We start from the raw sequence: 26368 nt of genomic DNA on the forward strand, positions 1-26368 counted from the left end.
GGGCAGGGGAGAATATTTTTCTCTTTCCTTTTACCTCTTCACTGTCACCTGTCACCTGTTCCTAAGAAAGTTGAAACAAGAAAGTAACTAAATCTCCCTTACCCAAGCTGATGCGATCGCCTGGACGGAGGCGATGTCTGTTACCTGGTAATAAAGGTAAATTATTAATGTAAGTACCATTAGAACTACCCGCATCCTCTATATAACAAGCATCTCCCTCAATCCGAATATCTGCATGAATCCGCGAAACGATCTCCGAATTTGCGAACCCGGAAACATCTATATCTGGGGGAACACGATCATTAGGCTTACCAATATGCACAACCGAGAGATTTTGTGGTAATTCTATTTCCTGATTTGCTTGAACATGGAATAACCGCGCTACTACCTGTTGTAATTGAGTGGTTGCCACCTTTCCTGATGGTGCGACTGGGGTAACTTCAGGAATAGATATAGGATCTATCTGGGGTACATAAGCCGGGGGAATATAAGGCTCAGATTCTGGTACTGCAACAGCCACAGGTTCAGGAGTCAGTACAGGCGGAATATAAACTTCCGGTTCTGGCGCTACTGGTGCGGGTGGAGGAGTCAGTACAGGCGGAATATAAACTGCTGGTTCTGGTGCTACTGGTGCAGGTACAGAAGGAACATAAACAGCTTGTTCCTGAACTAGGATCACAGGTGCAGGTGCAGAAGTAAGTACAGACGGAATATAAACTTCTGGTTCTGGCGTTACAGGTGCAGATACGGGAGGATTAGCTGGGGGCGCAACTTGCAACACATCAGGCTGTAACAGTTGCATCATTAAGTCAGGAGCAACTACTGGCGCTGGTACAGGATTAACAGCACCAGTTGAGGCGACTGTGGGAGTAGCGCCAAAATGGAGATTGTAACCGCACTGACCACAGAAAGCGGCATCTGACTGTACTGTTGCTCCACAATTAGGACAACTAGCTGTAGCTGGTAACGGCGTATAGCAAGCTTCACATTGAACAGCGCCGTCTGGATTGGGATGATTGCAATTAGGGCAGACGATCATGGATTTAAGCCTTAGTGAAGGTCGTTGTAAAAATATTACTGACAAGCACATAAGTAACTTTAGCTAGTGATGCTAAAAATTACTTACAGTGAGAACAGGTTGATCCTTGGTGATAATTTCTCATCATCTCAATCAGCCAAATCTCAAAAATCATACTTAATGTTAGAGTTCCAAACCAGCCGCCGCGTCTAGCAACCAGTAGAGTTCTCCTTGGGGACGAATTAACCGCGATGGATAGGCGAAATCATCCGCTACGGGTGCAAAAATTTGGGCTAAAGCTGGTCTTTTATTCGCACCAGCAGCCATAAAAATCACACTGCGAGCCGCGTTAATAAATGGGTAAGTAAAAGTGATGCGAAGATTATCATCTTTATTACCAACAGTAACTAAGCGATCGCTCACCTTGAGAGCTTCCGTGTAGGGAAACAAAGATGCAGTATGGGCATCATCACCCATTCCCAGTAAAACTACATCCAATGCTGGGAACTCTCCCGATGCCGAATTAAAAAATGTTTGCAGATGCTGGTTATACTTAGCTGCATCTACCTCTGGGTTAGCAGATAAAGTAGGGATAGCATGAATATTCGCCTGGGGAAGTTCCACCTGATCTAACCATGCACGTCTCGCCATCAGTTCATTGCTATCAGGATGATCTGCTGGTACATAACGCTCATCTCCCCAGAATACATGAATTTTATCCCAGGGCAACTTTTGATTAGCTATCGCCTCATACAAAGGTTTTGGTGTACTACCCCCTGACAAAGCAATTGTAAATTGCCCCCGTTCGCTAATAGCAGGTTCCAATTTCGACAGAATCAGTTCTAGCGCCCGTTGAACGAGTGCGGATACATTGGAATGGACTTCAACAGTTTTGTTCATGGCATTATCAACACATAGCCTGTTTCTTTGCAATACCATAGCGAACTTCTGACAATTTTCCGGTTTAACCCTAGAAACTTTTAATATCATCAGGTTAAGCCTAAGCTAATGCCTAGCCTAGCCATGAAATATCGTCCTCTACCTTCTTTACCATCATTTTTAGTCAGTTGTCAGTAGTCAGTTGTACTAATCGGAGTTCGGAGTCAGGAGTCACCGAGTCAGGAGTTCAGGAGGAAGAAAAGTTTTCACCAATTACCAATTACCAATTAAGTGTTGACTTCCGACTGAGAATTTGATATCATTGATACTAGTAAGGAAGGACTATCATCAAATAAAAATCAACTAAACCCCGATCCCCTTTCCCTCTTCTCGCCATAACTGATTTAACCTATTAGCGGGCATAGTTAAATACAGCACATCTCCGGGAGCGAGAATTGTTTCCAGCAAATCCCAGCCTTGTACAGTTTCATGGTTGATTTCCACATACAAAGGCACAAAATCCGCAAACTTAGCCACATCCTTCACCCACTCATCACAAAAAGGGTGTATTGGTGTAATAGTAGTTGCAAAAGCTACCCATAAATTATCAGCAATAATCCCATTACCAATAATCCTACCACCGAGAGCAGCCGCAGCAAAAGCAGGAGCAGCGAGTTCAGCAGGACTAAATACAGCCTCAAAATCAAATACCTGTTGTGCTATACCAGCAAAATCAGGATCAGCATAGTTGACAATTACAGGAATCTTTGGTGCTAAAGACTTAGCCTTGAGGGCAATTTCCAAATTAGTCGCATCATTATTAGTAACAGCTAAAACTGCGGTAGCAGTGTGAATATTACTTGCGTTTAAAGTAGCCCGAAAACTGGCATCAGCAAGAATAACGGGAATACTCATTCCTCTAGCAGTAGTCACATATCTATTATTAGCATCCGTTTCAATAACTACTACCTCATGGCCACTCAGGTGCAATTGTTGAACAATTCTAATGCCAATACCACTTAAACCACAAACAATATAATGATGATGTTGAGGAATTCTTGCCGCATCCAAAAATTGTTTTAAGCGACTACCCAGGATAAAATCCGTCAGCATCGCGTACCAAATCCCAATTACCGCAGCCCCAATTAGCATAATCACAATAGTAAATAACTTAATGCTGTCTGGTGCATTTTCGACAACCTTATCATTACCACCAGCCCCCGTAATCATGCCAACAGCAAAATATAAAGCATCAATAAAAGAGATACTATGTTTACTAGCAACATAGGTAAAAGTGGATAGTAAAATAATTACGAATAAAGCAATTGCCATACCCACAACTGATTGGGCGTGTTTCTGAAATTCCCGAATATTGGCAAAAACTTTAACTAATTTTCTGACTAATGACTTACGTTGGGGACGAATGCGAGGTTGAGTACCAATAATTAAGCGATCGCCTACTCTTAATTGTTGTTCCAAAAGCACCGCAGATACTAAATTTAGCTTGCCTTCCACAGCCACATAATAAATCAGCATCCTTGTGGGATCTTCCCATAAATCACTGATTTTTCTGCCTTTCCAGGGATGATTTTCGTGGATATATTCCTCTTGAATTGGCCAAATTTGCTCAAGTAACTTAATTTGACCAATAGCCTTATTCCCCAAAGCTGCAAAGGTAAATACAGGTGCTGCCAAACCCACAACACTCATACTTAAATGATTCGACAAAGTTTGATCAAGACGTTCACCTAAATTCGTATTATAAAACCGATTAATAATCCGAATCTGGGGATTAAGAACCCGTGCTTGCATCATAATTGATAAATTCAAAGCATCATCAGAAGTGGCAATTACTAAAGTATGTGCTTCTGTAATTCCTGCCGCTTGTAAAGTAGAAGCTGCGTGTAACTCACCAACAATTACATTACCAGCAGGTTCACCAGAAACAGGTTTGCGATGAATACCTACTACCAAAGCCCCCTGTTGTCTGAGTAAGCGAAAGATTTTATATCCAGTACGTCCTAAGCCACAAACAATAATTCGAGGTTTCATAAAACCGCAACATAAAATTTATATAAAGGGCTACATATCAGTTATCAAGAAAAGCATCACTGACTCAGAATTGAATTCAAGAATCCTTATTGTTGCTTAATTTGCGGCAAAATAACTGTAACTGAACACACGATATTTATCTCCAGGAAATTAAAAATTAATAACTAAAAATCTACCCAATTTAAATTAGTAGGGGCGGGGTTTCCCCCCTGGGGTTCACCATAGCCGGTTCTCGTCCTTATGTCTGCTGGGCAATAGCAGATTAGGAAACATTGAATCCACCTGAGTTCGACATAAGATAATTTGTGGAAAACTGCCCCAAGTATGAGTCTCAAACCCTGATGATCTCGTTGAAAAAATCATAACTCCGTTCGCGTAGCGTCTCCGAAGGAGAAACTCCTAACCCGCATTTCTCACAAACAATGCGATTCCTAGGTCGCGCTATCTCTATTCCTTCGGAACGCTATGCGAACGAGACGCTACCGCGAACGCTATCGCAATCTATCTAATCCTTATAGAGAAACGGTTTCGGGCATTTTTCACGGAGTTGATTTTTGATGCAGTGTGAAAAACCAGAATCCAGATTTTATAAGGGTTTGAGGATTTTGGTGAGAAATCCGGGCTAATACCGAACTCAGGTGAATCCGCCCTCAAGTGGAGATCTGGAAAATTTGGGATTTGGAATTGAGGATTTTTCCGTCCTCAAGGACAGGGATTGTAGGAAATTTTTTTCATCTAAAATCTAAAATCCAAAATCCAAAATTCCCGGTCAAAAGTCAATTAATCGCTTACAATAGGAAGGTTGTCAAGAATCACGATATACCGCTGTCATGGCTGTTCCTAAGAAGAAAACATCAAAATCTAAACGAGATAAACGCCGCGCTACCTGGAGACACAAAGCTGCTGTTGAAGCGCAAAAAGCTATCTCCCTCGGTAAATCAATTTTAAGTGGTCGTTCTAACTTCGTCTATCCAGCAATTGAGGAAGAAGAAACAGAAGAATCTTAGAGAAAAATTCAGTAGTCTCCAATTCAGGAGTTAGAATAAATTTATACTCGTGACGGCTGAGATTTGAATTTTTACAAGATTACTGAAAACCCCAATGCGTAAGGGTTTAGCAAAGGCTCATTGGTGTCAACTTAGGTTACAGATGGCTTATTTGTTTGGCTTCCACACCCGCCAGGGAATAAATTCCCTGTCTCATAGCTTAATTCCGTTAAAACGGACTAATGAATTTTCCTAGTATTTAGTCATCTTTTAGATGACTTTCGCTATTAGCAAGGAACTTGAGTTCCTTGCGGGATGAAGATTTTGCGTTAAGTTGACACCATTAAGCTTTTGCTTTACCCCTGCATGGAGGATCAAATAATTAAGCCATTTTGACTGACTCCTGGGCGTATGAGTGACTGGGCGCAGGCCCTGCGCCCCTACTGGATTTTTATTAAGTACCAATAATTTTTTTCAACAGCGGTAATTTACCTTGATAGGGTGCGTATCGCCAATTTATATCCCAAGGAAATGAGTTTTGTAAAACACTTTTGTCATGGGAAAAGGTATCAAAACCAGCTTTACCGTGATAGCTACCCATCCCACTATCACCCACACCCCCAAATGGTAAAGAAGAAACACCAACCTGCATGACTGTATCATTAATACATACTCCCCCAGATGATGTTTCCTGTAAAATCCGTTTTTGCAGGTTTTTGTTTTGAGAAAATAAATATAAAGCCAGGGGTTTCGGTCTAGAGTTAATCAAGGTAATAGCTTCATTGATATCTGTATATTCAATGATGGGTAAAATCGGACCGAAAATCTCCTCTTGCATTACTGTATCTGTTAAAGAAACATTTTCCAGAAGCGTGGGGGCAATGTAAAGTTCTTCACGGTTAGTTTCTCCACCAATAATCACTTCACCACAGTTGAGTAAATTAGCTAATCTGTCAAAATGTTTTTGATGAATAATTCTGCCATAATCGGGACTATTTGCCGGATTTTCTCCATAAAATTCTTGCAGACATTTTTGTAAAGCATTGACTAAATTTGGTTTAATTTTTGTATCTACCAACAAATAATCCGGGGCAATACAAGTTTGTCCAGCATTAATAAATTTACCCCAAATAATGCGTTTGGCGGTATGTTCTAGATTAATGTCTGTATCAATGATACAAGGACTTTTCCCCCCCAATTCCAAAGTTACCGGAGTGAGATGTTTGGCAGCAGCTTCCATAACTATTTTACCAATGGCTGTACCACCAGTGAAAAAGATGTGATCAAACTTTTCTGCTAGTAAATTTTGACTCGTTTCCACTGCACCAGGGACAACTGTAATATATTCTGGATCAAAGTATTTATGAATAAGTTTTGTAATTAAATCCGAAGTACATGGTGCGAGTTCTGAAGGTTTAATAATAGTACAATTTCCCGCAGCGATCGCCCCAACCAAAGGTGAGATAATTAACTGAAATGGATAATTCCAAGGTCCAATAATTAAAACTACTCCTAAGGGTTCTGGATATATCTTCGCCGAGTATGGAAATAAATCTAAAGGAACGGCTGCTTTTTTGGGTTTTGTCCAAGTATTGATATGTTTGATGGCATAATCAATTTCTTTATTAACACCGATTTCCGTAGCGTAACTCTCAAATTCTGGTTTATGTAAATCAGCTTTTAATGCTTGAATAATTGCTGCTTTATTCTCAATTACTAATTGTTTAAGGACTTTGAGTTGGGCAATCCGAAAAGTAACATCTTTCGTTTTACTACTTTGGAAAAACTGCCGTTGTTTGGCAATAATCTCGACGCATTTTGGTAATTCGTTGGTAATCATTGTTAATTCAATCTTAAAAAATGTGTGTCAAAATTTAGGGGACAGGAAAGATAAGAGAAAAATCTTCTTCATCCTGAACTTCTGAATTCTTACGAATGTGTTTTAATATTAGGTAACAACCTCTCATCGAGATTCGCAAATTATGGATTTATCCAATTTTACTACACTACAAAATTTAGAATCAGCCTTTGGTGGGGAATCAATGGCTAATCGTAAATACCTATTTTTTGCAGCAGTCGCACGTAAACTAGGGTTTTCCGATTTAGCAAAACTCTTTAAAGAAACAGCAGATCAAGAAACCGAACACGCCTTTGCACATTTTGAATTACTACATCCAGAACTTGTTGTTGAAGATGCAGCAGCTTTAACTGATGAACAAAAACGGGAAATTATCTCTCGTTGTTTATCTTTAGCGATCGCCGGTGAAACCTATGAATACACAACTATGTATCCTGAATTCGCTGCTGCTGCTGAACATGATCGAGATCATCCCGCAGCGGCAGAATTTCTCCAACAAGCTCAAGAATCTAGTGATCACGCTAACACATTTCGTGCTGCCGCCCACCGATTTGGGTTGCTGAAATTCATTGAAAATTATCATGCAGATCGCTATACTGAAGCCTTAGAAGTCTTGAACGGTGGAGACGCTGTAACTACAGTTGTCAGTGAAAATCCGCAAACTCAAAAATGGATTTGTAGACAATGCAGCATGATTTATGATCCTGTGACAGGTGATCCCGATTCAGGAATTGCGCCAGGTACTGCATTTGCAGATATTCCTGAAGATTGGCATTGTCCTATTTGCGGTGCAACCAAGAAAACTTTTAAACCCCTTGAGGAAAAAGTTGCCGCTTAATTGAAATTAATCTAAGTAAATTCCCTATCATCTATTCATGCTCCCTCTTCTCTGGCAATGTATAAAATATAGAAGAGGGAGTTATGTAGTAGGGGTAAAACTGATTTGTTGTCCGGCTATGAATTTAGGTCTTGCACTTCATTAATCTAGTTTTTAATTTGATTTTGATTTTAAGTTTATTCTGAAGAAATCGGCAAAAAGTACCCAAAAAAAAGAGAGTGGGAGGAGGCATTACCAAGCGCCTTTCTCTCCCACTCTACCATTTGCTGCTGAAGCGATTAGGAACTTTATTCATATAGACGAGAACCGCTAATTAGGGGGGTAATTTGCAGGTTAACGATAACGTCTATACTTAGCAGGTATTCCTATGCAGCAAATACTAATTCTATTTATTTTTGAGACAACCTCTACAAGAGTCTTTTGTTAATTGATTTAGCTTTTTAACAACTCTCTTGTTTTTCGCTTGTCTAATATAATTTAGCCTGGATAATTTCATCGTGGTTGCCAATTTGGCATTTATTTTTATTTTTTTATTTGTTCATCTCCAACAGTTTTCAACCGACATTTTTCGAGAATAATTAATAGGGGGTCACACCCATCATCCTTGACATGGCTTGATTTCACCGGCTTTAAAGGCATTGTATCTATGACTATAAACCCGATTTTAAAGTATTCTAATTATGCAAAATTCAGGGTTTAAGGATGAGGGGTGAAACCCTGCATTGATTCACTAACAGTCTTCTCTATATAGGATTGAGGTGAGATCAAGTTAAACTGTTAAACCAATTCCTCCAGCCGCAAAATCAATCACGGTTTGATGGGAAAATTCATGGGTAGCGATCGCTTGCAACATTGCCAAAGGTAAGGTGAGATGATTTGCACCTGCTTGGAGAGATGCGGCGGCTTCTGCTGGTGACTTGATACTAGCTGCTAAAATTTCCACATCACTGCCTTTGAGGACACTGGACATATCGCGGACTAAGGCAATACCGTCTCCTAGCAAGCGTTCTGCCCGATTCACATAGGCGATCGCAATTTTTGCCCCCGCTTCCTTGGCTACGGCGGCTTGTGCGGGGCTGTAAATGCCGGTGACGGAACAGGTAATTTCTGAGGAAAGGGTGGCTACTACCTCAAATCCTAGTGGTGTAGCGGGAATTTTCAAGATGGTTTGAGAACCAATAATTTCAAAGGCCTTTCGCCCTTCGGCTATCATTTTCTTCTGATCTGAAGCCAGGAGTTGATAATATACAGGACCGGAAGTTAAGGAAACTAAGGTTTTGAGGGTGGTTGCCGGTGGGGTATTAGCTTGCGCTAATAATGTGGGGTTGGTGGTAATACCTTTGACCCAACCCCAATGTTTAACAATTTCGGCTTCTACGGCAATAGCTGAATCTAAATAAAGCGCCATAATCATCCTGATAAATGCCTACCTGGATTACTTTACAGCACCTCATCACCTGAGTTCGGTGTTAGGAGTTTCTCCTTCGGAGACGCTACGCGAACAGAGTTATGATTTTTTCAACGAGATCATCAGGGTTTGAGACTCATATTTGGGGCAGTTTTCCACAAATTATCTTATGTCGAACTCAGGTGGATTCAATCCCAAAATCGAGTGACTTGGGCAAAAGCGGTACTGGAGTTTTAATCTATTTAGGACTTACGCACGCTCACTAACTTACCATCGTATGAATGAACGAAATTGCGTCGTTTTCGGCTTTGGGAATAACTTATTGAGTAGGGTGCGTCAGATAGAGAAATCTGTTTTTTACCAAATTATTGGGTCTGACGCACCCTACAAGAGATAAAATCCACATTACATATTTAAAAAACTTTGTCAATGCGTAAGCCCTACTATTGATCAATTAGTAGTAATAAGCGGGCTGTTTTAAAATAAGTTGTCCAATTTTGGGGATCTGGCAGTTTTTGCCATTGAGGGCGACTGACTTCTAATGATAAGATTGGGGCGATCGCTCCCCGATTTTGTGCTGAAATAATAACGGATACTTCTGTCACCAAAATATCTTGGTCAAAGCTCCGTTGAGTTGCGGCTCTAGCGGTAGATTCTGCCCTTCGTAGCACGGTTTCGTAGCTTTCCTCTGGTAAACGGTCTATCAGCAAATCTACTCTAGCTGTGTAAGCTTGGACAATCTGCGGAGCGATCGCTTCTGTCATGAACCATAAAGAAACTGCTAATAACAGCCACACTCCACTATGAATAATCTGGATTTTTTTGCCAACTTGACTAATAATTGAAAAGGGGATCACTGAAAATGATTGTATTGCATCAATTCTGAACATAATCTTCTCTCTCCTGAATCACCGATCATGGAAATCGAGTGCGAGTATTTTACGATTATTTATGTTGTATCCACTACAACTAATTTCAGCAATAAGTGAAAATTAATTAAACTAAGTAATAGGACAATGAACCACTGTCTACAAGAGGCTTTTACTTCCTCCTTCTTCCTCCGAACTCCTGACAGCAATTTTCAGTAAACAACAAACAAATAACCGACTCATAGCAGGATGGTAAACTACTGGGCGATCGCCATCGGCATTGATCAATATCAATTCTTTCAACCTCTCAGTTGCGCTCAAGCCGATGCTGAGGCAATTAAGGATTTTTTGGTAACACAAGCAGGTTTTCTCCCGGAAAAATGCCTGTTAATGACAAATACCTCGCCCCCCATAGGAGAACAATCCTCCTATCCGACAAAAGACAATATCCTCTTGTTGCTAGAAGAATTGGCAGCCACTTTCTGGCAGCCAGGGGACTACCTATGGTTATTCTTTAGCGGCTATGGGGTCAACCACAAAGAACAAGATTATTTAATGCCAGTCGCCGGCAATCCTGAGCAAGTTACCGAAACTGGTATAGAAGTGCGATCGCTCATGGAGAGTCTACAGGTTAGCGGACTCAATATCTTACTCATCTTGGATATTAACCGGGCTTTTGGGACTCAAGCAGATGCCCCCGTAGGACAAGAAATTATCGAATTAGCCCAAGAACTACAAATGGGCGCAATTATTTCCTGTCAACCCGAGGAATTTGCCCATGAAAGCACGGAATTAGGTCATGGTTTCTTCACAGCAGCATTATTAGAAGCTTTAGGTTCTGGACAAGGATACAACTTTGCTGATTTAGCTGCCTATGTAAGTTATCTTACCCCCAAACTTTGTCAACACCACTGGCGACCAGTCCAAAACCCCATGACTGTCATTCCCTCTCCAGAGCCAGCTATTTTACCCACGTTGACACTAGATGAAACCTCAGCAGCACTAATTTTCCCCGCCGAAAGTTTTGCTATCACCCGCACCGCACCCCCCATAGAAAATAGCACCTTTAGCAGCATAAACAGGGCTTGGTGGGCAGAAAATGCCTCAGTGGAGACCACTTTAAGCCCCACAACAACGGAGGAAAATTTAGTCCCCCCATCCATCTCAAAGTCGTCTATTGGCAACAATCACGCCTTAACAACTTCCCCAGAATCCCAGCCCAGTGGCAGATTTATTCCCGCCCTGACCACAGCCAATACCTATACTTCACTGCCATCTGAACCACCAATTTGGCAACAATTTATCATTTGGGGGGGTGGTACGATGGTGATAGTAGGTATAATTGCCACATTTTTACTCCGTAATCCTGAAAGTTTTCGGTTGAAAAATTTCTCAAAAACAGCATCTAATAATCAGACTAGCAAACTACAATTTCCCCAAATATTTAACACTTCTCAAAATCCTAGTAACGCCCAAATTAGTGCCAATACAGACTCTAAAAAACGTAATCAAGCGATTTTAGAGCTAGGAAAAATGTCGCTTGTCCCCACACAACCGAATCATCTAAGTATAGCGATCGCTAAAGCCCAGAGAGTCCCCCCGGATTCACCACTATACGCCAAATCTCAGGAAAATATTCAGGTTTGGTGTCAAATGATTTTGGAACTAGCACAGGCACAAGCTCAACAAAAAAAATATCCAACCGCCATCACAATTGCCAAGTTAATCACTACAAAAGATCCGTTTTATTCCCAATCTCAAACAGTTATTCAAAAATGGCAACTAGAAGCCAAACAATATGTAAGTAATAAAACTCTCTTAGATGCAGCTAAGAAGTTAATTATTCCTGAACAAGCATCAACCTATAATCGCGCCATCGAAGTTGCCAAAAAAATTCCCAAAGGACAACCTGGTTTTGAAATTGCCCAAACATTAATTAACGAATGGAGTGAAAAAATTTTAGATTTAGCCAAAATTCGTGCCACTCAAGGAGATTTTCAAACTGCTGTCGCCACCGCTAAATTAGTCCCACAAGTAACAATTGCCTATGAAGATGCTCAAGATGCTATCCACAAGTGGCAACAGCAAAAGAATTAGTCAGTTGTCAGTCGTCAGTTGTCAGTTGTCAGTTGTAAAATTCCTGTTCCCTGTCCCCGTGGCGTAGCACCTGTTCCCTGTCCCCGTGGCGTAGCACCTGTTCCCTGTCCCCGTGGCGTAGCACCTGTTCCCTGTCCCCGTGGCGTAGCACCTGTCCCCGTGGCGTAGCACCTGTCCCCGTGGCGTAGCACCTGTCACCTATTACCCATTAGCAATACTGAGAAATGTCTTCGCCACAGGTATCAGCTAGATAGCACATGGCTTTAAATCGCAAACCTACTACTTCTTCGTATAAAGGATTAAGTTGACACATTGGCGGAATGTGAAACAGTGTTTTACCAAATACTTTGACATCACGCTCAAATGGACACTGAGCCGGAATGTATTTACAGAGACGATGAGCTAATCGGCGATCGCGCACCTGAATGTTATCCAACCAATTACGCAAAGGACGTAAAAAGTCCCAAGCCGGCTGGGCTGCAACATGGTGTAACGCAGTCATATTAGCTTCACTAGCGTCTACTGGATGTAGAGAAATCCAACTTGCTAAAAAAATCTTTTTGTTAGTATTTTTAGATACCTTCATGGTAATTCCTCTTTTGTTGTGAGGGTGTTCACCTTATTGATGAATATGTAATATGACAAGAACCTGAACCGGAAAACAGGATTATTAGGTAAATTCTGTAAAAAGTGTAATTAATTAACCGCTCCCCATGATTGAATCCATATATTGATACGTCACCTTAACCCTAATTTTCCAAAAAGCAATCCTAGAATTTATTCAATCTTATGAATAATCTGTCACAGTTAATATCTTAGTGAAGACATCTGCCTTTGGGCGTGATTTCTTTTAACTGCAACAAAACTTATTATAGCAATAATTATCAATAAACAGGATTAGGAAAAATACTCTTAAATAGGGTTTGCTGAAAAAGTCTTCTCGTGGGGGCAGGCAAAAGGCAAGAGGCAAGAGTTTGGGCTATCTGTTATCCCTAAATAGCAAACTTTAGGCATTGCAGGAAGTGTGGCACTCCACAGATGCACCATTGTATTTTTGTTAAGCATGATGGTGATTAACGCCAACCTGTCCTATGCCGGTTTTTTCTGCAAAGCATTGGTACTGCTATTGAGGTGTACCCTTAGTCCTCTAGGCTTATTGATAGTTCTCACTTTTGGTGTGGCATCCTTAATCCTTTCGGCTTGCTTTCTCAAGGACACCATAGCCCTAATTTTTACACCCCTCACTTTCAGTCTAACTCTATCTTTAGGCTTAAATCCCATTCCCTAGAACTTTTGCGTATTCTTGTTTAAAGAATAACACTTTTATAATTACTTACGAGTGTCTAAACTCCTGTCAATATCCGTACTTTAATATCTATCTTTAGATGGATTGACATTAATCTTGGTTTGTGAATATTGCGATTTTATACTATTTTAAGGATTTTTTACTGAAATTGGCTGTTTTTGCTATTGCTTTTATCTGAGAATGTGATTATTATCTAATGATTAATCAGGCCTTAGAGGATGTTTAAAAAGTATAATTTATTACTTGCAAGGGCGACTAGAAGTCGCGGCTACACAGACGAAACCCACCTTCGTGGGTTCAAAAGGCTTTTCAAACACCCTCTTAGTCAAATTAGCATCTACTACAATTAGAACAATGCAACTTCTTAGCAAACATCTCTTGCGACCAATATTTTCTCTAACTTTCCTTGTGGGACTCTCCGCACTGGTATCATCATGTCAACTGTCCCAATCAAATGAGACAACAACAGCTATTAAAATTGATGGTTCAGACACTGTTTACCCTATTACCCAAGAAGTCAGCAATGATTATAACTTCCAGAAAAATAATGGTAAATCACCTTCAGTAAAAGCAATTGAACTTAATTCTTCCGGTACTAGTAGCGGATTTAAAAAGTTTTGTTTGGGAGAGACAGATATTAACAATGCTTCTCGACCAATTCATACTCACGAAATCAAAGAGTGTAATCAAAATAACGTGACATTCCTTGAATTACCCATTGGTTTTGATGCAATAACAATAGTAGTTAACTCTCAAAATAATTGGGCGCAGGATATAACCTTGGCAGAACTCAAAAAAATCTGGGAACCATCAGCCGAAAGTAAAATTACTACATGGAATCAGATTCGTTCCACTTGGCCGAATAAACCCTTGAACCTTTATGGTCCTGATAAAGATTCAGGCACTTTTGACTATTTTACACAAATTGCCGTGGGACAAGAAGGGGCTATTCGTAAGGACTATAAAGCTGATAAAAATTACAAAGTCATAGAGAGCAAAGTTAGCAGTGATACCAACGCCTTAGCTGTTATTCCCTACGCCTATTACAACTCTAACAAAGATACATTGAAAGCCCTATCTGTAGATAGCGGTACTGGTGCAGTGATGCCTTCACGGACAAGTGTGAAATGGGGAAAATACCGACCACTTTCTCGTCCACTGTTTATATATGTCAGCTATAAATCTCTTCGGCAAAAACCAGATCTGAGAGAATTTTTAGAATTATACATGGATAAAGCGCCTGAGTTTGTCAGTGCTATTGGGGATGTACCCTTAACAGATCACGCTTACAAGTTAAATAAGATCCATTTTAACAAAGGTAAAGTCGGCACTGTTTTTGAGGGTAAATCTCAATTTAATTTAACTCTAGAACAGGTCTTGCAAAAACAAGCTAAGTTCTAAGGAATTTGACACTCTTCGTGTCTATGCGAAGCTCCCAACACTACCGCGTTCCTCTTGTGGCTTCAACTCCTACAGCATTAATTTGGGGATGCCCGCCCCTATTTTTCGCCAGATAAAATTAAAAAAGATAGATTGGTTATTGTCAGATGATAGAATAGATCATCGGTATTTGTATTCCATATAAGTTCAATTTCGTAGCTATCTTTTAAGGAGCATTATCAAGGTGAATTATTATTTATGAATATGGTTAACTTTTTATTAGAAAAAGGATTTACATTGGTAGCATTAACGCCCCTTTATCATAATTTAAAAAGTGGCAATATATTAAAAGCCGACGGTATATTTTGGCGTTTATAAGTCTATGGCAGTAATTAGGGTTTGCTGAAACAGTCTTTTCGTGATGGTCAGGAGTCAGGAGTCAGGAGTCAGAATTATCAGGAGATCAGAATAGTCTCAAATTTCAGAAAGTGATAGGTTTTTAATGGTTTCAATGCTGATTTCTTGCACCTAGTTCTCTTTTTCAACCCGAAAATTCTTCATATATCTAGGTTTTCGGTTTATATGGCTATAGCTTGCGTGACGACGTATGGAGTCATAGACCACGCTACGCTATCAGCAAGCCCTAGTTAACTGTCTTGTTAACTCTCAAGCAAAAACGCAAAGATGCTAAAAAACTTTGCGCCTTTGCCCCTTAGCGTCTTTGCGCGAAATAATTCTTTAGGAAGCCACAGCAGTAGAACGAGTGCGTCGTCTTCTACCATCAGAAACCTTCACAGCAGGCTCTTCCGGGACTTGCATCAACAACGTCAAAGAAGGTTGACATTGCAACTCTCTCCGCATAGAACGCGCCAACTCACGTTCTAAAGTTTCCTGCAATCCACCCCAATCAGTATCAGCAGGTTGTCCTTCTACGGGAGAGAACTCTGTCCAGCGAACGCTAAGAATTTCCTCAATGCGTTGTTGTACCCATTTTTGCAGAAGCGATCGCTCGATACTTGTCACCACACCCTGCATATGAATTTCTGTTTTTGCCATTAGCTTACCAGTCCAATCAATAGCGGCAGCAATAGTCACAGTCCCCTCAGAAGCCATGCGTTGGCGTTCTTGCAACACCTTAGAACTCACCATTCCCGAACTAGAAGTATCCACCAATTCAATCCCCGCTGGCACTTTTCCAGCAACACGGATAGAATCTTCCGTTAACTCGATGACATCCCCATTTTGGATAATCACCATATTTTCTGCCGGAATCCCCATACTTTGAGCAGTTTCCGAATGCTTCACCAACATCCGATGTTCACCGTGAAATGGCACAAAGAACTTAGGACGAGTTAAAGCAATCATCAACTTTTGTTCTTCTTGACAGCCGTGTCCAGAAACGTGAATCCCTTTATCCCGTCCATAGACCACTTTTGCCCCCTGAATCATCAATTTATCAATGGTATTGACCACAGCAATTGTGTTACCAGGAATGGGGTTAGCGGAGAAGAGAACCGTATCTCCTGGGCGAATTTTGATATGGGGATGTTCTTTATTGGCAATTCTTGTCATCGCTGCCATTGTTTCACCCTGAGAGCCAGTGGTTAAAATCAGCACTCTCTCATCTGGCATACCCCGAACCGTATGCAATGGTTGAAATAGGCTATCTTCACACTTGATATAACCTAAATTCCGAGCATGGGCGATTAAATTCAGCATAGAACGCCCAACAATTGTCACCACACGATTATGTTTTCTTGCTAGTTGCAAAACCATATTGATGCGATGAACGCTAGAAGAAAAGGTGGTGACAAATAAGCGCCCCGTAGCGTGAGAAAATTCTCGGTCAAGGTTAGGAAAAACAGCCCGTTCGGAAGGTGTAAATCCTGGCAATTCGGCGTTAGTGGAATCACTCAATAGGCAAAGTACGCCTTTTTCACCATGTTCTGCCAGACGTTGTAAATCGAACTTTTCACCATCTACGGGAGTATGATCAATTTTAAAATCCCCTGTGTGGATAACTACGCCCAATGGTGTATGAATAGCAACGGTGAAGCTATCAGCGATGGAGTGGGTGTTGCGGATATATTCGACAAAGAAATGTTTACCAATTCTCACCACGTCACGGGGAAGAACTTTTCTTAATTCTGTGCGATCGCGTACCCCTGCTTCTTCCAGTTTACCCTCTAGCATGGCCATTGCTAGTCTAGGTCCATAAATTACCGGAATATCAAATTGCTTCAAGTGAAAGGCAATTCCCCCGATATGATCTTCATGACCATGAGTAACGATCATGCCCTTAATTTTGTGGCGATTTTCCCGTAGATAAGTTGTATCTGGTAATACAATGTTTACCCCGTGCATGGCTTCTGTGGGAAATGCCAATCCTGCATCTAACAGGATAATTTCGTCCTCATACTCGAAAACGCAAGTATTTTTACCTATTTCGTGTAAACCGCCCAAAGGAATAATTTTGAGAGCGGGATTAGATTCGTTTTTAGACATTTTCTCCTGGAGATTTTTGTTAGTTGTGAATCAGTTGATAGTTCGGTTTCTTGTATCAAAGAAAAGACCAAATTTTCTGTTTAAATTCAGCTTCTATAAAGTCCTATTTGATTTCGTTGACATCAAACTGAATTATTTTTATATTGTTTCAGTTGTAGCACAAGTGTTAAAATGACAGTTTAGTAACCATTTGTACACATTATCTATAAATCACTCACCTATTATTGCCTAGATTAAATTCAGCTTTTGCATTACTGACTCTAATTTTTTCGATACATCTGTATCGGCTTCATATAAGGGTAGACGAGTTGAACCTACTTCCCAACCTTGTAGTTTGAGTGCTTCTTTGACAGGAATGGGATTTGTAGTTAAAAATAGAGCTTTAAACAATGGAAACAATTGCAAATGAATGTCAGTGGCAAGTTGAGTATTTCCCATTTTCCAGGCTTGAATCATTTTTTGGATGTGATTACCCACTAAATGAGAAGCTACACTGACTATCCCTTGAGATCCTATGGCTAACATTGGTAAAGTTAAAGAATCATCTCCAGCGTAAATCTGAAATTCTTTGGGTGTCAAGCGCCGGATTTCACTCACTTGATCTAAGTTACCACTGGCTTCTTTAATGGCGACAATGTTATCAATTTCCGCTAATCTTACCACTGTTTCGGAACTGAGGTTTTGTCCGGTGCGCCCCGGAATGTTATACAACATCATGGGCAGGTCAGGACAGGACTGGGCTATTGCCTGAAAGTGTTTGTATAATCCAGCCTGTGGTGGTTTGTTGTAATAGGGAACTACTTGTAAAGAACCATGCACTCCTATTCTAGCTGCTTTTTGGGTGGCGGCGATCGCTTCTTTGGTGTCATTAGAACCAGAACCAGCAATTACTTTAGCTTTACCTGATACAGTTTGCAATACCTCAACAAATAATTGATATTCTTCGTCCCAAGTCAGGGTTGGAGATTCCCCTGTTGTTCCACATACCACTATTGCATCTGTACCGTTGTTAACTAGATAATCTGCCAGTTTGGCAACTACATCATAATTAATACTACCGTCTGTCTTAAACGGTGTAATCATAGCAGTTACAATTGTTCCAAAATCTCCCACACTCTTTTCTCTCCTAATTTGTTAGTTGTCAGTTGTTGATTATCTAATGATTCATGAGAAATGACTGAATTTAAACTTATACTCTAGTCAATTTTAGTAAATTTTTTCTACTAATAATTCAGCAATTTGCACTGCATTTAAAGCTGCACCTTTACGAATTTGGTCGCCGCATAGCCATAAGTCTAAACCACAAGCATGAGAAATATCCTGGCGAATTCTTCCCACCAAAACCTCATCTTTACCACTAGCATCTATAGGCATCGGAAAATAATTTGCTTGCCAATCTTCTACTAATTTCACCCCAGGTGATGTTCTTAAAATTTCTCTAGCCTCATCTGGATCAAAAGGTGTTTCAAACTCTAGATTAATGGCTTCAGAATGGGCGCGGAGTACGGGAACCCGTACACAAGTCGCGGTAATTCTGATTTCTTGATTACCAAAGATTTTACGGGTTTCGTTCACCATTTTCATTTCTTCCTCACAATATCCCCAAGTTGTCATGGGAGAATTATGGGTAAATAAATTAAATGCCAATGGGTAAGGTAAAACCTCCGCTACTGGTTGCTTTCCTTGTAGTATAGCCTCACTTTGAATTTTTACTTCCTCCATTGCCTTCGCCCCAGCACCACTAGCTGATTGATAGGTAGCAGCGACAATCCTTTTCACTGATTTAACTTGATGTAATGGCCAAACTGCCAAGGACATGAGAATTGTCGTACAGTTGGGATTGGCAATAATTCCTTGGTGAGTAAATGCGGCTTGGGGATTTACCTCTGGAACTACCAAAGGGACATCCGGGTTCATGCGGAAGGCACTGGAATTATCAATTACCACTGCTCCTTTTTCTACCGCTACACTCGCCCAAGTTTTGGAGATGCTACCCCCAGCACTAGCTAAGACTATATCTAGGTTTGCCAAACTGCGATCGCTCACCGCCTCAATTTGAATATCTTCCCCTTTGCATCTGAGTGTTTTTCCCGCACTGCGTGGCGATGCCAACAATTTTAATTCAGCCAGGGGAAAATTTCGGCTTTCTAGTAATTCCAGCAACTCAGTACCTACAGCACCAGTTGCTCCCAAAATAGCTACACGATAGGACTTAGACAAACTCAACTCCTCCTTTAAGAGGTAACTAGCACTTTTTTTAGGACAACTTAAAAAATCATAGGTTTCTGTTGTTCCTGTCAACAGCAGATTTTAAATAGTAAAATTTGCATATTTTTGCGATTATATCCCAATTTTCGGTGACTATTGAGAAATTTGAGACTTTGTTGTTTATATTGCCGTTAAAATTAATTGATATCGGACTTTACAGCTATGGAAGTCATTACATTATCGTATAATATCCCATTATACAGCAACCTGCAAAAAAAGAAAACCAAGAGCGATTAACATTTGGGTATTTGCTAGAAGTCCTGCCTGTAAAGTTATGTTACCGGAACTAGGGCTGCTATGTTGAAAGAATATCATAAAGTGTTCAGTCCTTTACTTTTTGCAGTAAACTGGATCTCTGTTGAAAGACATTCACACGCATTTGTGTCTGAATGATATCTATTCAGAATATAATCGCGTCTCAAAAACAGCGCGTTAACTTAGGTCGGGATAACCGATCCTATACCCCCGTAGAAGTAAATATCTAGACTTGTCTAGTATTTAGATAGCAGATTAAAATACCAGAAAAATAGAAACAACGCATGAAAGTTACCCAGGAAAAACTTCCCGCCAGTCAAATTGGTTTAGAAATAGAAATTACACCGGAAATTACCAAACAAAAATACGAGCAAGCTATTAGAAAATTAACTAGTACCATCAATATTCCTGGGTTTCGCAAAGGCAAAGTACCCCGGCAAATATTAATACAACGTATTGGTCAGGTTCGCGTCAAGGCAACCGCCCTAGAAGAAATGCTGCAAGAAGGCATTGACCAAGCAATTAAACAAGAAGCGATTAGCGCTCTTGGTCAGCCCCAATTAAGTTCTTCCTTTGATGATTTAATTGTCAATTATGAACCAGGAAAACCCCTGACTTTTACCGCTTCTGTGGATGTCTTCCCAGAAGTCAAGTTAAACCAATACACTGGTTTAGAAGTTAAAGCGGAGGAAATCAAGTACGATTCTACCCAAGTAGATACAGTTATTGAAGCTCAAAGAGAAAAATCAGCAACTTTAGTCCCCGTGGAAGGACGTGCCACCCAAATCGGTGATATGGCAGTAATTGACTTTAAGGGTGTAATTGCCAAAACTGAAGGGGATGATCCTGATAGTGAACCCAAACCAATTCCCGGTGGAGAAGGAACTGATTTTCAAGTTGAGTTACAAGAGGATAAGTTCATTCCCGGTTTTGTCTTGGGTATAGTGGGCATGAACCCTGGGGAAACCAAAGAAGTATCTGCTCAATTCCCAGATCCTTATGGTAACGAAGAATTGTCTGGTAAGGCGGCCCTGTTTACTATTACCCTCAAAGAAATTAAAACCAAAGAACTGCCAGAATTGGATGATGATTTTGCCCAATCAGTCAGCGACTTCGAGACCTTAGCCGAATTACGGGCATCCTTAGAAGAACGGTATCAAAAAGAAGCAGCCGATAAAACCAAGGACAATCAGCAAGAAGCGTTAGTCAAAGAACTACTCAATCATGTGGAAATAGATTTGCCGACAACACTGATTGATCAAGAAATTGATGCTATGCTGTCGCAGACGGCTATGAAGTTAGCCGAGCAAGGAATAGATGTCAAAAAGCTATTCACTCAAGAAATTATTCCTCAATTACGCGATCGCTCCAAACCTGAAGCTATAGAACGTCTGAAACGGAATCTATCTTTACAAGAAATTGGTAAACGTGAATCTATTGAAGTGGCAAAGGAAGAAGTGCAAGCTAGAGTCGCCCTATTGATGGCAGAATATGCTGATCAAGATTTGGATGAAAATAGATTGCGTGCAGTGGTTAAAGAAGAACTTTTAACCAAAAAAATCGTTGATTGGTTGCTAGAACGTTCATCTGTGGAATTAGTCCCTGAAGGTTCTCTAAGTGCGGCGGAAGCAACCGAAAGCACTGAAGCAGTTCAGGAAGCAGAAACCAGTAATCCTGAGTAACAGGATAGGTGACAGGTGACAGGTGACAGGTGACAGTAAAGAGGCAAGAGGCACAAGTTCTTTTACTCCTGACTCCTGACTCCTGAATTCTGCCATATAAGGCATAATGGTTAACAGTTCACAATTTCATGCCATTTATTTTTAAATATTCTAGTATGCTTGTATCGCAGTCGGGAAATTATCCAATCACCAGCTTGAGTCCTATTGGTACTAGTGGCACTTCTAGCAGCCCTAGTAATATTGTGCCAATGGTGGTAGAACAGTCGGGGATGGGAGAAAGGGCATTTGATATCTACTCCCGCTTACTGCGCGAGCGGATTATTTTTTTGGGAACTCCCATAGATGATGTTGTAGCTAATTCTATTGTTGCCCAATTACTTTTTCTCGATTCTGAAGACGCGGAAAAAGATATTCAATTGTACATTAATTCTCCTGGTGGCTCTGTCTACGCGGGTATGGCAATCTATGATACAATTCAACAAATACGTCCCGATGTTGTAACTATCTGTTTTGGACTGGCAGCGAGCATGGGGGCATTTTTATTAACATCTGGAACTGCTGGAAAGCGGATGTCTTTACCTGACTCCCGGATTATGATTCACCAACCCCTGGGTGGCGCTCAAGGACAAGCCATTGACATTGAAATTCAAGCGCGAGAAATTCTTTACATTAAGGGCGAATTAAATCAACTAATGGCCAAGCATACTGGCCAACCCTTGGAGAGAATTGAGGCTGATACCGAGCGCGACTTTTTCATGTCAGCAGAAGAGGCGAAGAATTATGGTTTGATCGATCAGGTCATTTCTAGACAAAATCTTCCCACAGCAGGGTAAATCGTCATCATTCTGAAATAAGAGGCTGATATGTCTAAGTACGACTCCCATTTAAAATGTTCATTTTGTGGCAAGTCTCAAGAGCAGGTACGTAAATTAATCGCAGGGCCGGGAGTCTACATCTGCGATGAATGCGTTGACTTGTGTAATGAAATCCTCGATGAGGAATTGTTGGATACTAGTGCTGCGGCTGCGTCACAACCGGCGCAAAAGTCAGAACCAACGGAAAAACGTCGTACCAGTTCGTCTAATCTCTCGTTTAATCAAATTCCTAAACCGAGAGAGATTAAAAATTATTTAGACGAACACGTTATCGGTCAAGATGAAGCCAAAAAGGTGTTATCTGTGGCTGTTTACAATCATTACAAACGATTAGCGATTCTTCAGTCTAAGGGTAATACGAAAGCTGGAGCAGATGATGCGATCGAATTACAAAAGTCCAATATTTTACTCATTGGACCGACTGGTTGCGGTAAGACTCTCTTGGCACAGACTCTAGCGAAAATTCTCGATGTTCCTTTTGCTGTTGCTGATGCTACAACCCTGACGGAAGCAGGGTATGTGGGGGAAGATGTAGAAAATATCCTGTTGCGTCTGTTGCAGGTGGCGGATTTGGATGTGGAGGAGGCTCAACGGGGGATTATCTACATTGATGAAATTGATAAAATCGCCCGCAAGAGTGAGAATCCCTCAATTACTAGAGATGTTTCTGGGGAAGGGGTACAACAGGCTTTGCTAAAAATGCTGGAGGGGACTATTGCCAATGTTCCACCCCAGGGCGGACGTAAGCACCCATATCAAGATTGTATCCAAATTGATACGAGCAATATTTTGTTTGTCTGTGGCGGGGCGTTTGTCGGTTTGGAAAAAGTTGTAGATCAGAGAGTGGGCAAAAAGTCAATCGGCTTTGTCCAACCAGGAGATGTGCAAACTAAGGAAAAACGGGCTGCTGATACGTTACGTCATCTGCAACCAGATGATTTGGTAAAATTTGGTATGATTCCTGAGTTTATTGGGCGGATTCCGATGGTGGCTGTGGTTGATCCTTTGGATGAGGAGGCGCTGATGGCAATTCTGACTGAACCACAGAGTGCTTTGGTGAAACAGTACCAAAAACTGCTGAATATGGATAATGTCCAGTTAGATTTTAAAACAGATGCTTTGAAAGCGATCGCTCAAGAGGCTTATCGGCGCAAAACTGGAGCGCGGGCTTTACGGGGTATTGTCGAAGAGTTGATGCTGGATGTCATGTATGAGTTACCCTCTCGCAAGGATGTGACTCGCTGTACTATTACTAAGGAAATGGTGGAAAAACGTTCTACTGCTGAATTGATAGTACATCCTTCTTCTTTACCTAAACCAGAGTCGGCTTAATTGTCAGTTGTCAATTGTCAGTTGTCAGTTGTTAATTGCCAATTGTCAATTGTCAATTGTTAGTTTTTAATTTTTAATTCTTGCAATGACTTATATAAATGTTCGGGGTGTAGACCATTATTACGAGTGGATGAAAAAACCATCAAATGTTATGAAACCGGTGATGGTTTTTTTGCATGGTTGGGCTGGTTCAGCGAGATATTGGCAAAGTACGGCTGAGGCTTTATTAGATAATTTTGATTGTTTATTATATGATTTACGGGGTTTTGGACGTTCTCAATGTCAACCCCAAAATAACGGGAATTTAAGTTATGAATTAACAGAATACGCAGAGGATTTGGCGGTTTTATTAAATGAGTTAAATCTTGATCGTGTTTATGTTAATGCCCATTCTATGGGTGCTTCTATTGCCACTTTATTTTTTAATCGTTATCCCGAAAAAGTTGCCAAGGGAATTTTAACTTGTAGCGGTATTTTTGAATATGATGAAAAGGCTTTTTCGGCTTTTCATAAATTTGGTGGTTATGTGGTGAAATTCCGCCCGCAGTGGTTAAGTAAAATTCCTTTGGCTGATAAAATGTTTATGGCCAGATTTTTACATCGTCCTATTCCTAAAGCCGAAAGTCAGGCTTTTTTGGAAGATTTTGTTAATGCCCATTATGAAGCTGCTTTAGGGACTATTTATACTTCTGTGAGTAAAGAACAAGCGGAAACAATGCCGGAAGAATTTGCAAAATTAACTATACCAACTTTGCTAATTGCTGGGGAACATGACATTATTATTCCGGCTGAATTGGGGAAAACGGCAGCGGCGTTAAGTGATCAGGTTCAATTACATATTATTCCCAATACGGCGCATTTTCCGATGTTGGAAGACTCAGAAACTTATTTAGCAATAGTCAAAGAGTTTTTAAGTTGTTCGTAATTGGTAGAATCAGATCGAATCAGATCCCCGACTTCTTAGAGAAGTCGGGGATCTTTATTTATATGTGTGTTATTTTAGAGTCAGAGAAAGAACAATGTCCTTATTCGCTGGAACAATTGTTAGATATTGATTATTTACCTACAGCAAATTGTCATCAAACCCGGAACAAGAACTCCACCCCCAACCCCCTCCAGTATCAAAAGCTTATCCTTTTCTTCCCCCCGCTGCGGGGGGATTGAGGGGGGTGCGATGAGGGGGCTAAGATGTACCTTATATGATTGGAAATCGCTGTAACTGAGTTAGAGAAATAATTAAATAAATAAATTAGGAGGTAAAAATATGAATGTTTTGACTAATTTACAGCAACTCTATGAAACAGATGATTATTTATGGTTATTAGAAACTATTAATTTATTGAAACAAGGTCGTTTTAATGAGGTGGATTTAGAGAATTTAATTGAGGAGTTGGAAGATTTGGGAAGTGAAAAGAAAAATGCGGTTGAAAGTCTTTTAGAACAAGTTATTAGACATTTATTATTATTGCAATATTGGATAGAAGAAAATGAAACAAATCGTTATCATTGGCAAGCTGAAATCGTCAGTTTTAGAAACCAACTTAAACGACGTTTAACTGGTAATTTGCGTAATCATTTAGCTAAAGAAATGCTAAATCTTTATGCTGATGCTTTGAAATATGTGCAGATCAAAACTAAATTTAAAGTTAATTTTCCCGCAGAATGTCCTTATTCGCTGGAACAATTGTTAGATATTGATTATTTACCTAATTGAGTTAAAAAAACAATTAAAGAAGTTAGGAGGTAAAAATATGAATGTTTTGACTAATTTACAGCAACTCTATGCAACTGATGATTATTTATGGTTATTAGCAACTATTGATTTATTGAAACAAGGTCGTTTTGATGAGGTGGATTTAGAGAATTTAATTCAGGAGTTGCAAGACTTGGGAAGTGAAAAGAAAAATGCAGTTAAAAGTCTATTAGAACAAGTAATTAGACATCTTTTATTACTACAATTTTGGACAGAGGAATCTGAAAGAAATTATTATCATTGGCAGTCGGAAATTTTAGGTTTCCGTTATCAACTTGAGGATAGATTAACAACGAATTTACGTAATTATCTAGCTAATGAGATGGATAATATTTATAATCGGGCTTTGAAATATGTGCAGATAAAAACTAAGTTTAAAGTTGATTTTCCCGCAGAATGTCCTTATACTCTTGAACAATTGTTAGATATTGATTATTTAGGTTAATAGAAATCCAGAAATCCAGAAATCCAGGGAATAAATTCCCTGTCTTATAGCTAAAGTCGGTTAAAACCGACTATTTTGCATATACCAGGAGTGCATTTTATGAAGTTCAATCGCAGTCAAGTTAAAACATATCTCCAATCATCTGATTTTACATCTTTATTTATTGAAGAGTTGGGTTGGGATTATGCAGATGGTTCTCCTCTTTATTTAGCTGTAGATGAGGAAAATTATACTATAGAAGCTGCTGCCCAAAAACGCGGAATGATGGTTTATCATTGTGTGTCTGATAATGGTATTTTACCTAATGCTAAAATCAGGAAAAAGATTGATACGGAAGTTACAAGTTATAGTCAAGAACATTTAATTATTTATACTGATAAAAAGCAAGAAAAGCAGGTTTGGCAATGGGTAAAAAGAGAATCTGCAAATAAAACTGGCTCTTGCGTCCCTTTTATGGAGAATTAATACTAAAGTGCCAGTTTAATAAACTACGTAATCTAAAATTACTAAAGTTGCGAAATCCATATCCAAGTCTTTTGATTAATTTGAGTTTATTATTAAT

Annotated in this window: 23 protein-coding genes and 1 pseudogene; 12 read left to right on the forward strand and 12 right to left on the reverse strand. The window is 40.1% G+C overall.

Annotated elements, in window-relative coordinates:
• Positions 1–61 precede the first annotated feature (61 nt).
• From IQ226_RS19565 to IQ226_RS19575, 3 genes are all read right to left on the reverse strand, one after another.
• Complete coding sequence (locus tag IQ226_RS19565; RefSeq protein WP_193898139.1) at positions 62–1039, reverse strand: FHA domain-containing protein; 978 nt, start codon at positions 1037–1039, stop codon at positions 62–64.
• A gap of 162 nt (positions 1040–1201) precedes the next feature.
• On the reverse strand, positions 1202–1918 hold the full coding sequence (gene pgl, locus IQ226_RS19570) for a 6-phosphogluconolactonase (RefSeq protein ID WP_193898141.1): 717 nt from the start codon (positions 1916–1918) through the stop codon (positions 1202–1204).
• A gap of 342 nt (positions 1919–2260) precedes the next feature.
• Positions 2261–3949, reverse strand: coding sequence for a TrkA family potassium uptake protein (locus tag IQ226_RS19575; protein ID WP_193898143.1), 1689 nt, complete (start codon positions 3947–3949; stop codon positions 2261–2263).
• Between the two features lie 830 nt (positions 3950–4779).
• Here IQ226_RS19575 and rpmF point away from each other — a divergent pair.
• Positions 4780–4956: a 50S ribosomal protein L32 gene (gene rpmF / locus IQ226_RS19580; RefSeq protein ID WP_039202630.1), complete on the forward strand. Its 177-nt coding sequence runs from the start codon at positions 4780–4782 to the stop codon at positions 4954–4956.
• Between the two features lie 433 nt (positions 4957–5389).
• On the opposite strand, the gene IQ226_RS19585 is transcribed toward rpmF, so the two are convergent.
• Positions 5390–6775, reverse strand: coding sequence for an aldehyde dehydrogenase (locus IQ226_RS19585; protein WP_193898145.1), 1386 nt, complete (start codon positions 6773–6775; stop codon positions 5390–5392).
• A 142-nt stretch (positions 6776–6917) separates the two neighbouring features.
• On the opposite strand from IQ226_RS19585, the gene IQ226_RS19590 reads away from it, so the two are divergent.
• Positions 6918–7631, forward strand: a complete 714-nt coding sequence (locus IQ226_RS19590) for a rubrerythrin family protein (protein WP_193898146.1) — start codon at positions 6918–6920, stop codon at positions 7629–7631.
• A gap of 769 nt (positions 7632–8400) precedes the next feature.
• On the opposite strand, the gene IQ226_RS19595 is transcribed toward IQ226_RS19590, so the two are convergent.
• Positions 8401–9039 (reverse strand): transaldolase family protein, encoded by a 639-nt coding sequence (locus IQ226_RS19595; RefSeq protein ID WP_193898148.1) that lies wholly within the window; start codon positions 9037–9039, stop codon positions 8401–8403.
• Between the two features lie 443 nt (positions 9040–9482).
• On the reverse strand, positions 9483–9929 hold the full coding sequence (locus IQ226_RS19600; RefSeq protein WP_193898150.1) for a hypothetical protein: 447 nt from the start codon (positions 9927–9929) through the stop codon (positions 9483–9485).
• Between the two features lie 228 nt (positions 9930–10157).
• Here IQ226_RS19600 and IQ226_RS19605 point away from each other — a divergent pair, with 228 nt between their 5' ends.
• Positions 10158–12005 carry a caspase family protein gene (locus IQ226_RS19605; protein ID WP_193898152.1) on the forward strand — a complete coding sequence of 616 codons (1848 nt, stop codon included), beginning with the start codon at positions 10158–10160 and terminating at the stop codon, positions 12003–12005.
• Between the two features lie 14 nt (positions 12006–12019).
• Here IQ226_RS19605 and IQ226_RS19610 read toward each other — a convergent pair whose 3' ends face one another.
• On the reverse strand, positions 12020–12196 hold the full coding sequence (locus tag IQ226_RS19610; RefSeq protein ID WP_193898154.1) for a hypothetical protein: 177 nt from the start codon (positions 12194–12196) through the stop codon (positions 12020–12022).
• Positions 12197–12213: 17 nt separating this feature from the next.
• Positions 12214–12591: a Mo-dependent nitrogenase C-terminal domain-containing protein gene (locus IQ226_RS19615; protein ID WP_193898156.1), complete on the reverse strand. Its 378-nt coding sequence runs from the start codon at positions 12589–12591 to the stop codon at positions 12214–12216.
• A gap of 441 nt (positions 12592–13032) precedes the next feature.
• Here IQ226_RS19615 and IQ226_RS25285 point away from each other — a divergent pair.
• Together IQ226_RS25285 and IQ226_RS19620 are read left to right on the forward strand one after the other, a co-directional pair.
• Positions 13033–13290: pseudogene (locus IQ226_RS25285) on the forward strand (SLC13 family permease); the annotation flags it as partial.
• Between the two features lie 375 nt (positions 13291–13665).
• Positions 13666–14712, forward strand: coding sequence for a PstS family phosphate ABC transporter substrate-binding protein (locus IQ226_RS19620; RefSeq protein WP_193898158.1), 1047 nt, complete (start codon positions 13666–13668; stop codon positions 14710–14712).
• A gap of 717 nt (positions 14713–15429) precedes the next feature.
• Here IQ226_RS19620 and IQ226_RS19625 read toward each other — a convergent pair.
• From IQ226_RS19625 to IQ226_RS19635, 3 genes are all read right to left on the reverse strand, one after another.
• Positions 15430–17196, reverse strand: coding sequence for a ribonuclease J (locus IQ226_RS19625; RefSeq protein WP_193898160.1), 1767 nt, complete (start codon positions 17194–17196; stop codon positions 15430–15432).
• Positions 17197–17424: 228 nt separating this feature from the next.
• Complete coding sequence (gene dapA / locus IQ226_RS19630) at positions 17425–18309, reverse strand: 4-hydroxy-tetrahydrodipicolinate synthase (protein ID WP_193898162.1); 885 nt, start codon at positions 18307–18309, stop codon at positions 17425–17427.
• Between the two features lie 93 nt (positions 18310–18402).
• Positions 18403–19416 carry an aspartate-semialdehyde dehydrogenase gene (locus IQ226_RS19635; protein WP_193898165.1) on the reverse strand — a complete coding sequence of 338 codons (1014 nt, stop codon included), beginning with the start codon at positions 19414–19416 and terminating at the stop codon, positions 18403–18405.
• A 587-nt stretch (positions 19417–20003) separates the two neighbouring features.
• Here IQ226_RS19635 and tig point away from each other — a divergent pair.
• The 7 genes from tig to IQ226_RS19670 all read left to right on the forward strand — a co-directional run bounded on the left by tig (position 20004) and on the right by IQ226_RS19670 (position 26271).
• The gene (gene tig / locus IQ226_RS19640) at positions 20004–21401 is read left to right on the forward strand and encodes a trigger factor (protein WP_193898167.1); all 1398 of its coding nucleotides are present in this window, start codon (positions 20004–20006) and stop codon (positions 21399–21401) included.
• 155 nt (positions 21402–21556) lie between these two features.
• Positions 21557–22234 (forward strand): ATP-dependent Clp endopeptidase proteolytic subunit ClpP, encoded by a 678-nt coding sequence (gene clpP, locus IQ226_RS19645; RefSeq protein WP_193898169.1) that lies wholly within the window; start codon positions 21557–21559, stop codon positions 22232–22234.
• A gap of 30 nt (positions 22235–22264) precedes the next feature.
• Positions 22265–23608 (forward strand): ATP-dependent protease ATP-binding subunit ClpX, encoded by a 1344-nt coding sequence (gene clpX / locus IQ226_RS19650; RefSeq protein ID WP_193898171.1) that lies wholly within the window; start codon positions 22265–22267, stop codon positions 23606–23608.
• A gap of 85 nt (positions 23609–23693) precedes the next feature.
• Positions 23694–24533: an alpha/beta fold hydrolase gene (locus IQ226_RS19655; RefSeq protein WP_193898173.1), complete on the forward strand. Its 840-nt coding sequence runs from the start codon at positions 23694–23696 to the stop codon at positions 24531–24533.
• A gap of 339 nt (positions 24534–24872) precedes the next feature.
• On the forward strand, positions 24873–25322 hold the full coding sequence (locus IQ226_RS19660; protein WP_027404853.1) for a DUF29 domain-containing protein: 450 nt from the start codon (positions 24873–24875) through the stop codon (positions 25320–25322).
• Positions 25323–25359: 37 nt separating this feature from the next.
• Positions 25360–25806 carry a DUF29 domain-containing protein gene (locus IQ226_RS19665; protein WP_193898175.1) on the forward strand — a complete coding sequence of 149 codons (447 nt, stop codon included), beginning with the start codon at positions 25360–25362 and terminating at the stop codon, positions 25804–25806.
• A 99-nt stretch (positions 25807–25905) separates the two neighbouring features.
• Positions 25906–26271, forward strand: coding sequence for a hypothetical protein (locus tag IQ226_RS19670; RefSeq protein ID WP_193898177.1), 366 nt, complete (start codon positions 25906–25908; stop codon positions 26269–26271).
• Here the strand turns inward: IQ226_RS19670 and IQ226_RS19675 are convergent.
• On the reverse strand, positions 26258–26368 hold a 111-nt coding region (locus IQ226_RS19675; RefSeq protein WP_143336292.1), incomplete at its 5' end, for a transposase. The genes IQ226_RS19670 and IQ226_RS19675 overlap by 14 nt on opposite strands.

The organism is Dolichospermum sp. LEGE 00240 (genome assembly GCF_015207875.1).
Classification (GTDB): Bacteria; Cyanobacteriota; Cyanobacteriia; order Cyanobacteriales; family Nostocaceae; genus Dolichospermum; species Dolichospermum gracile.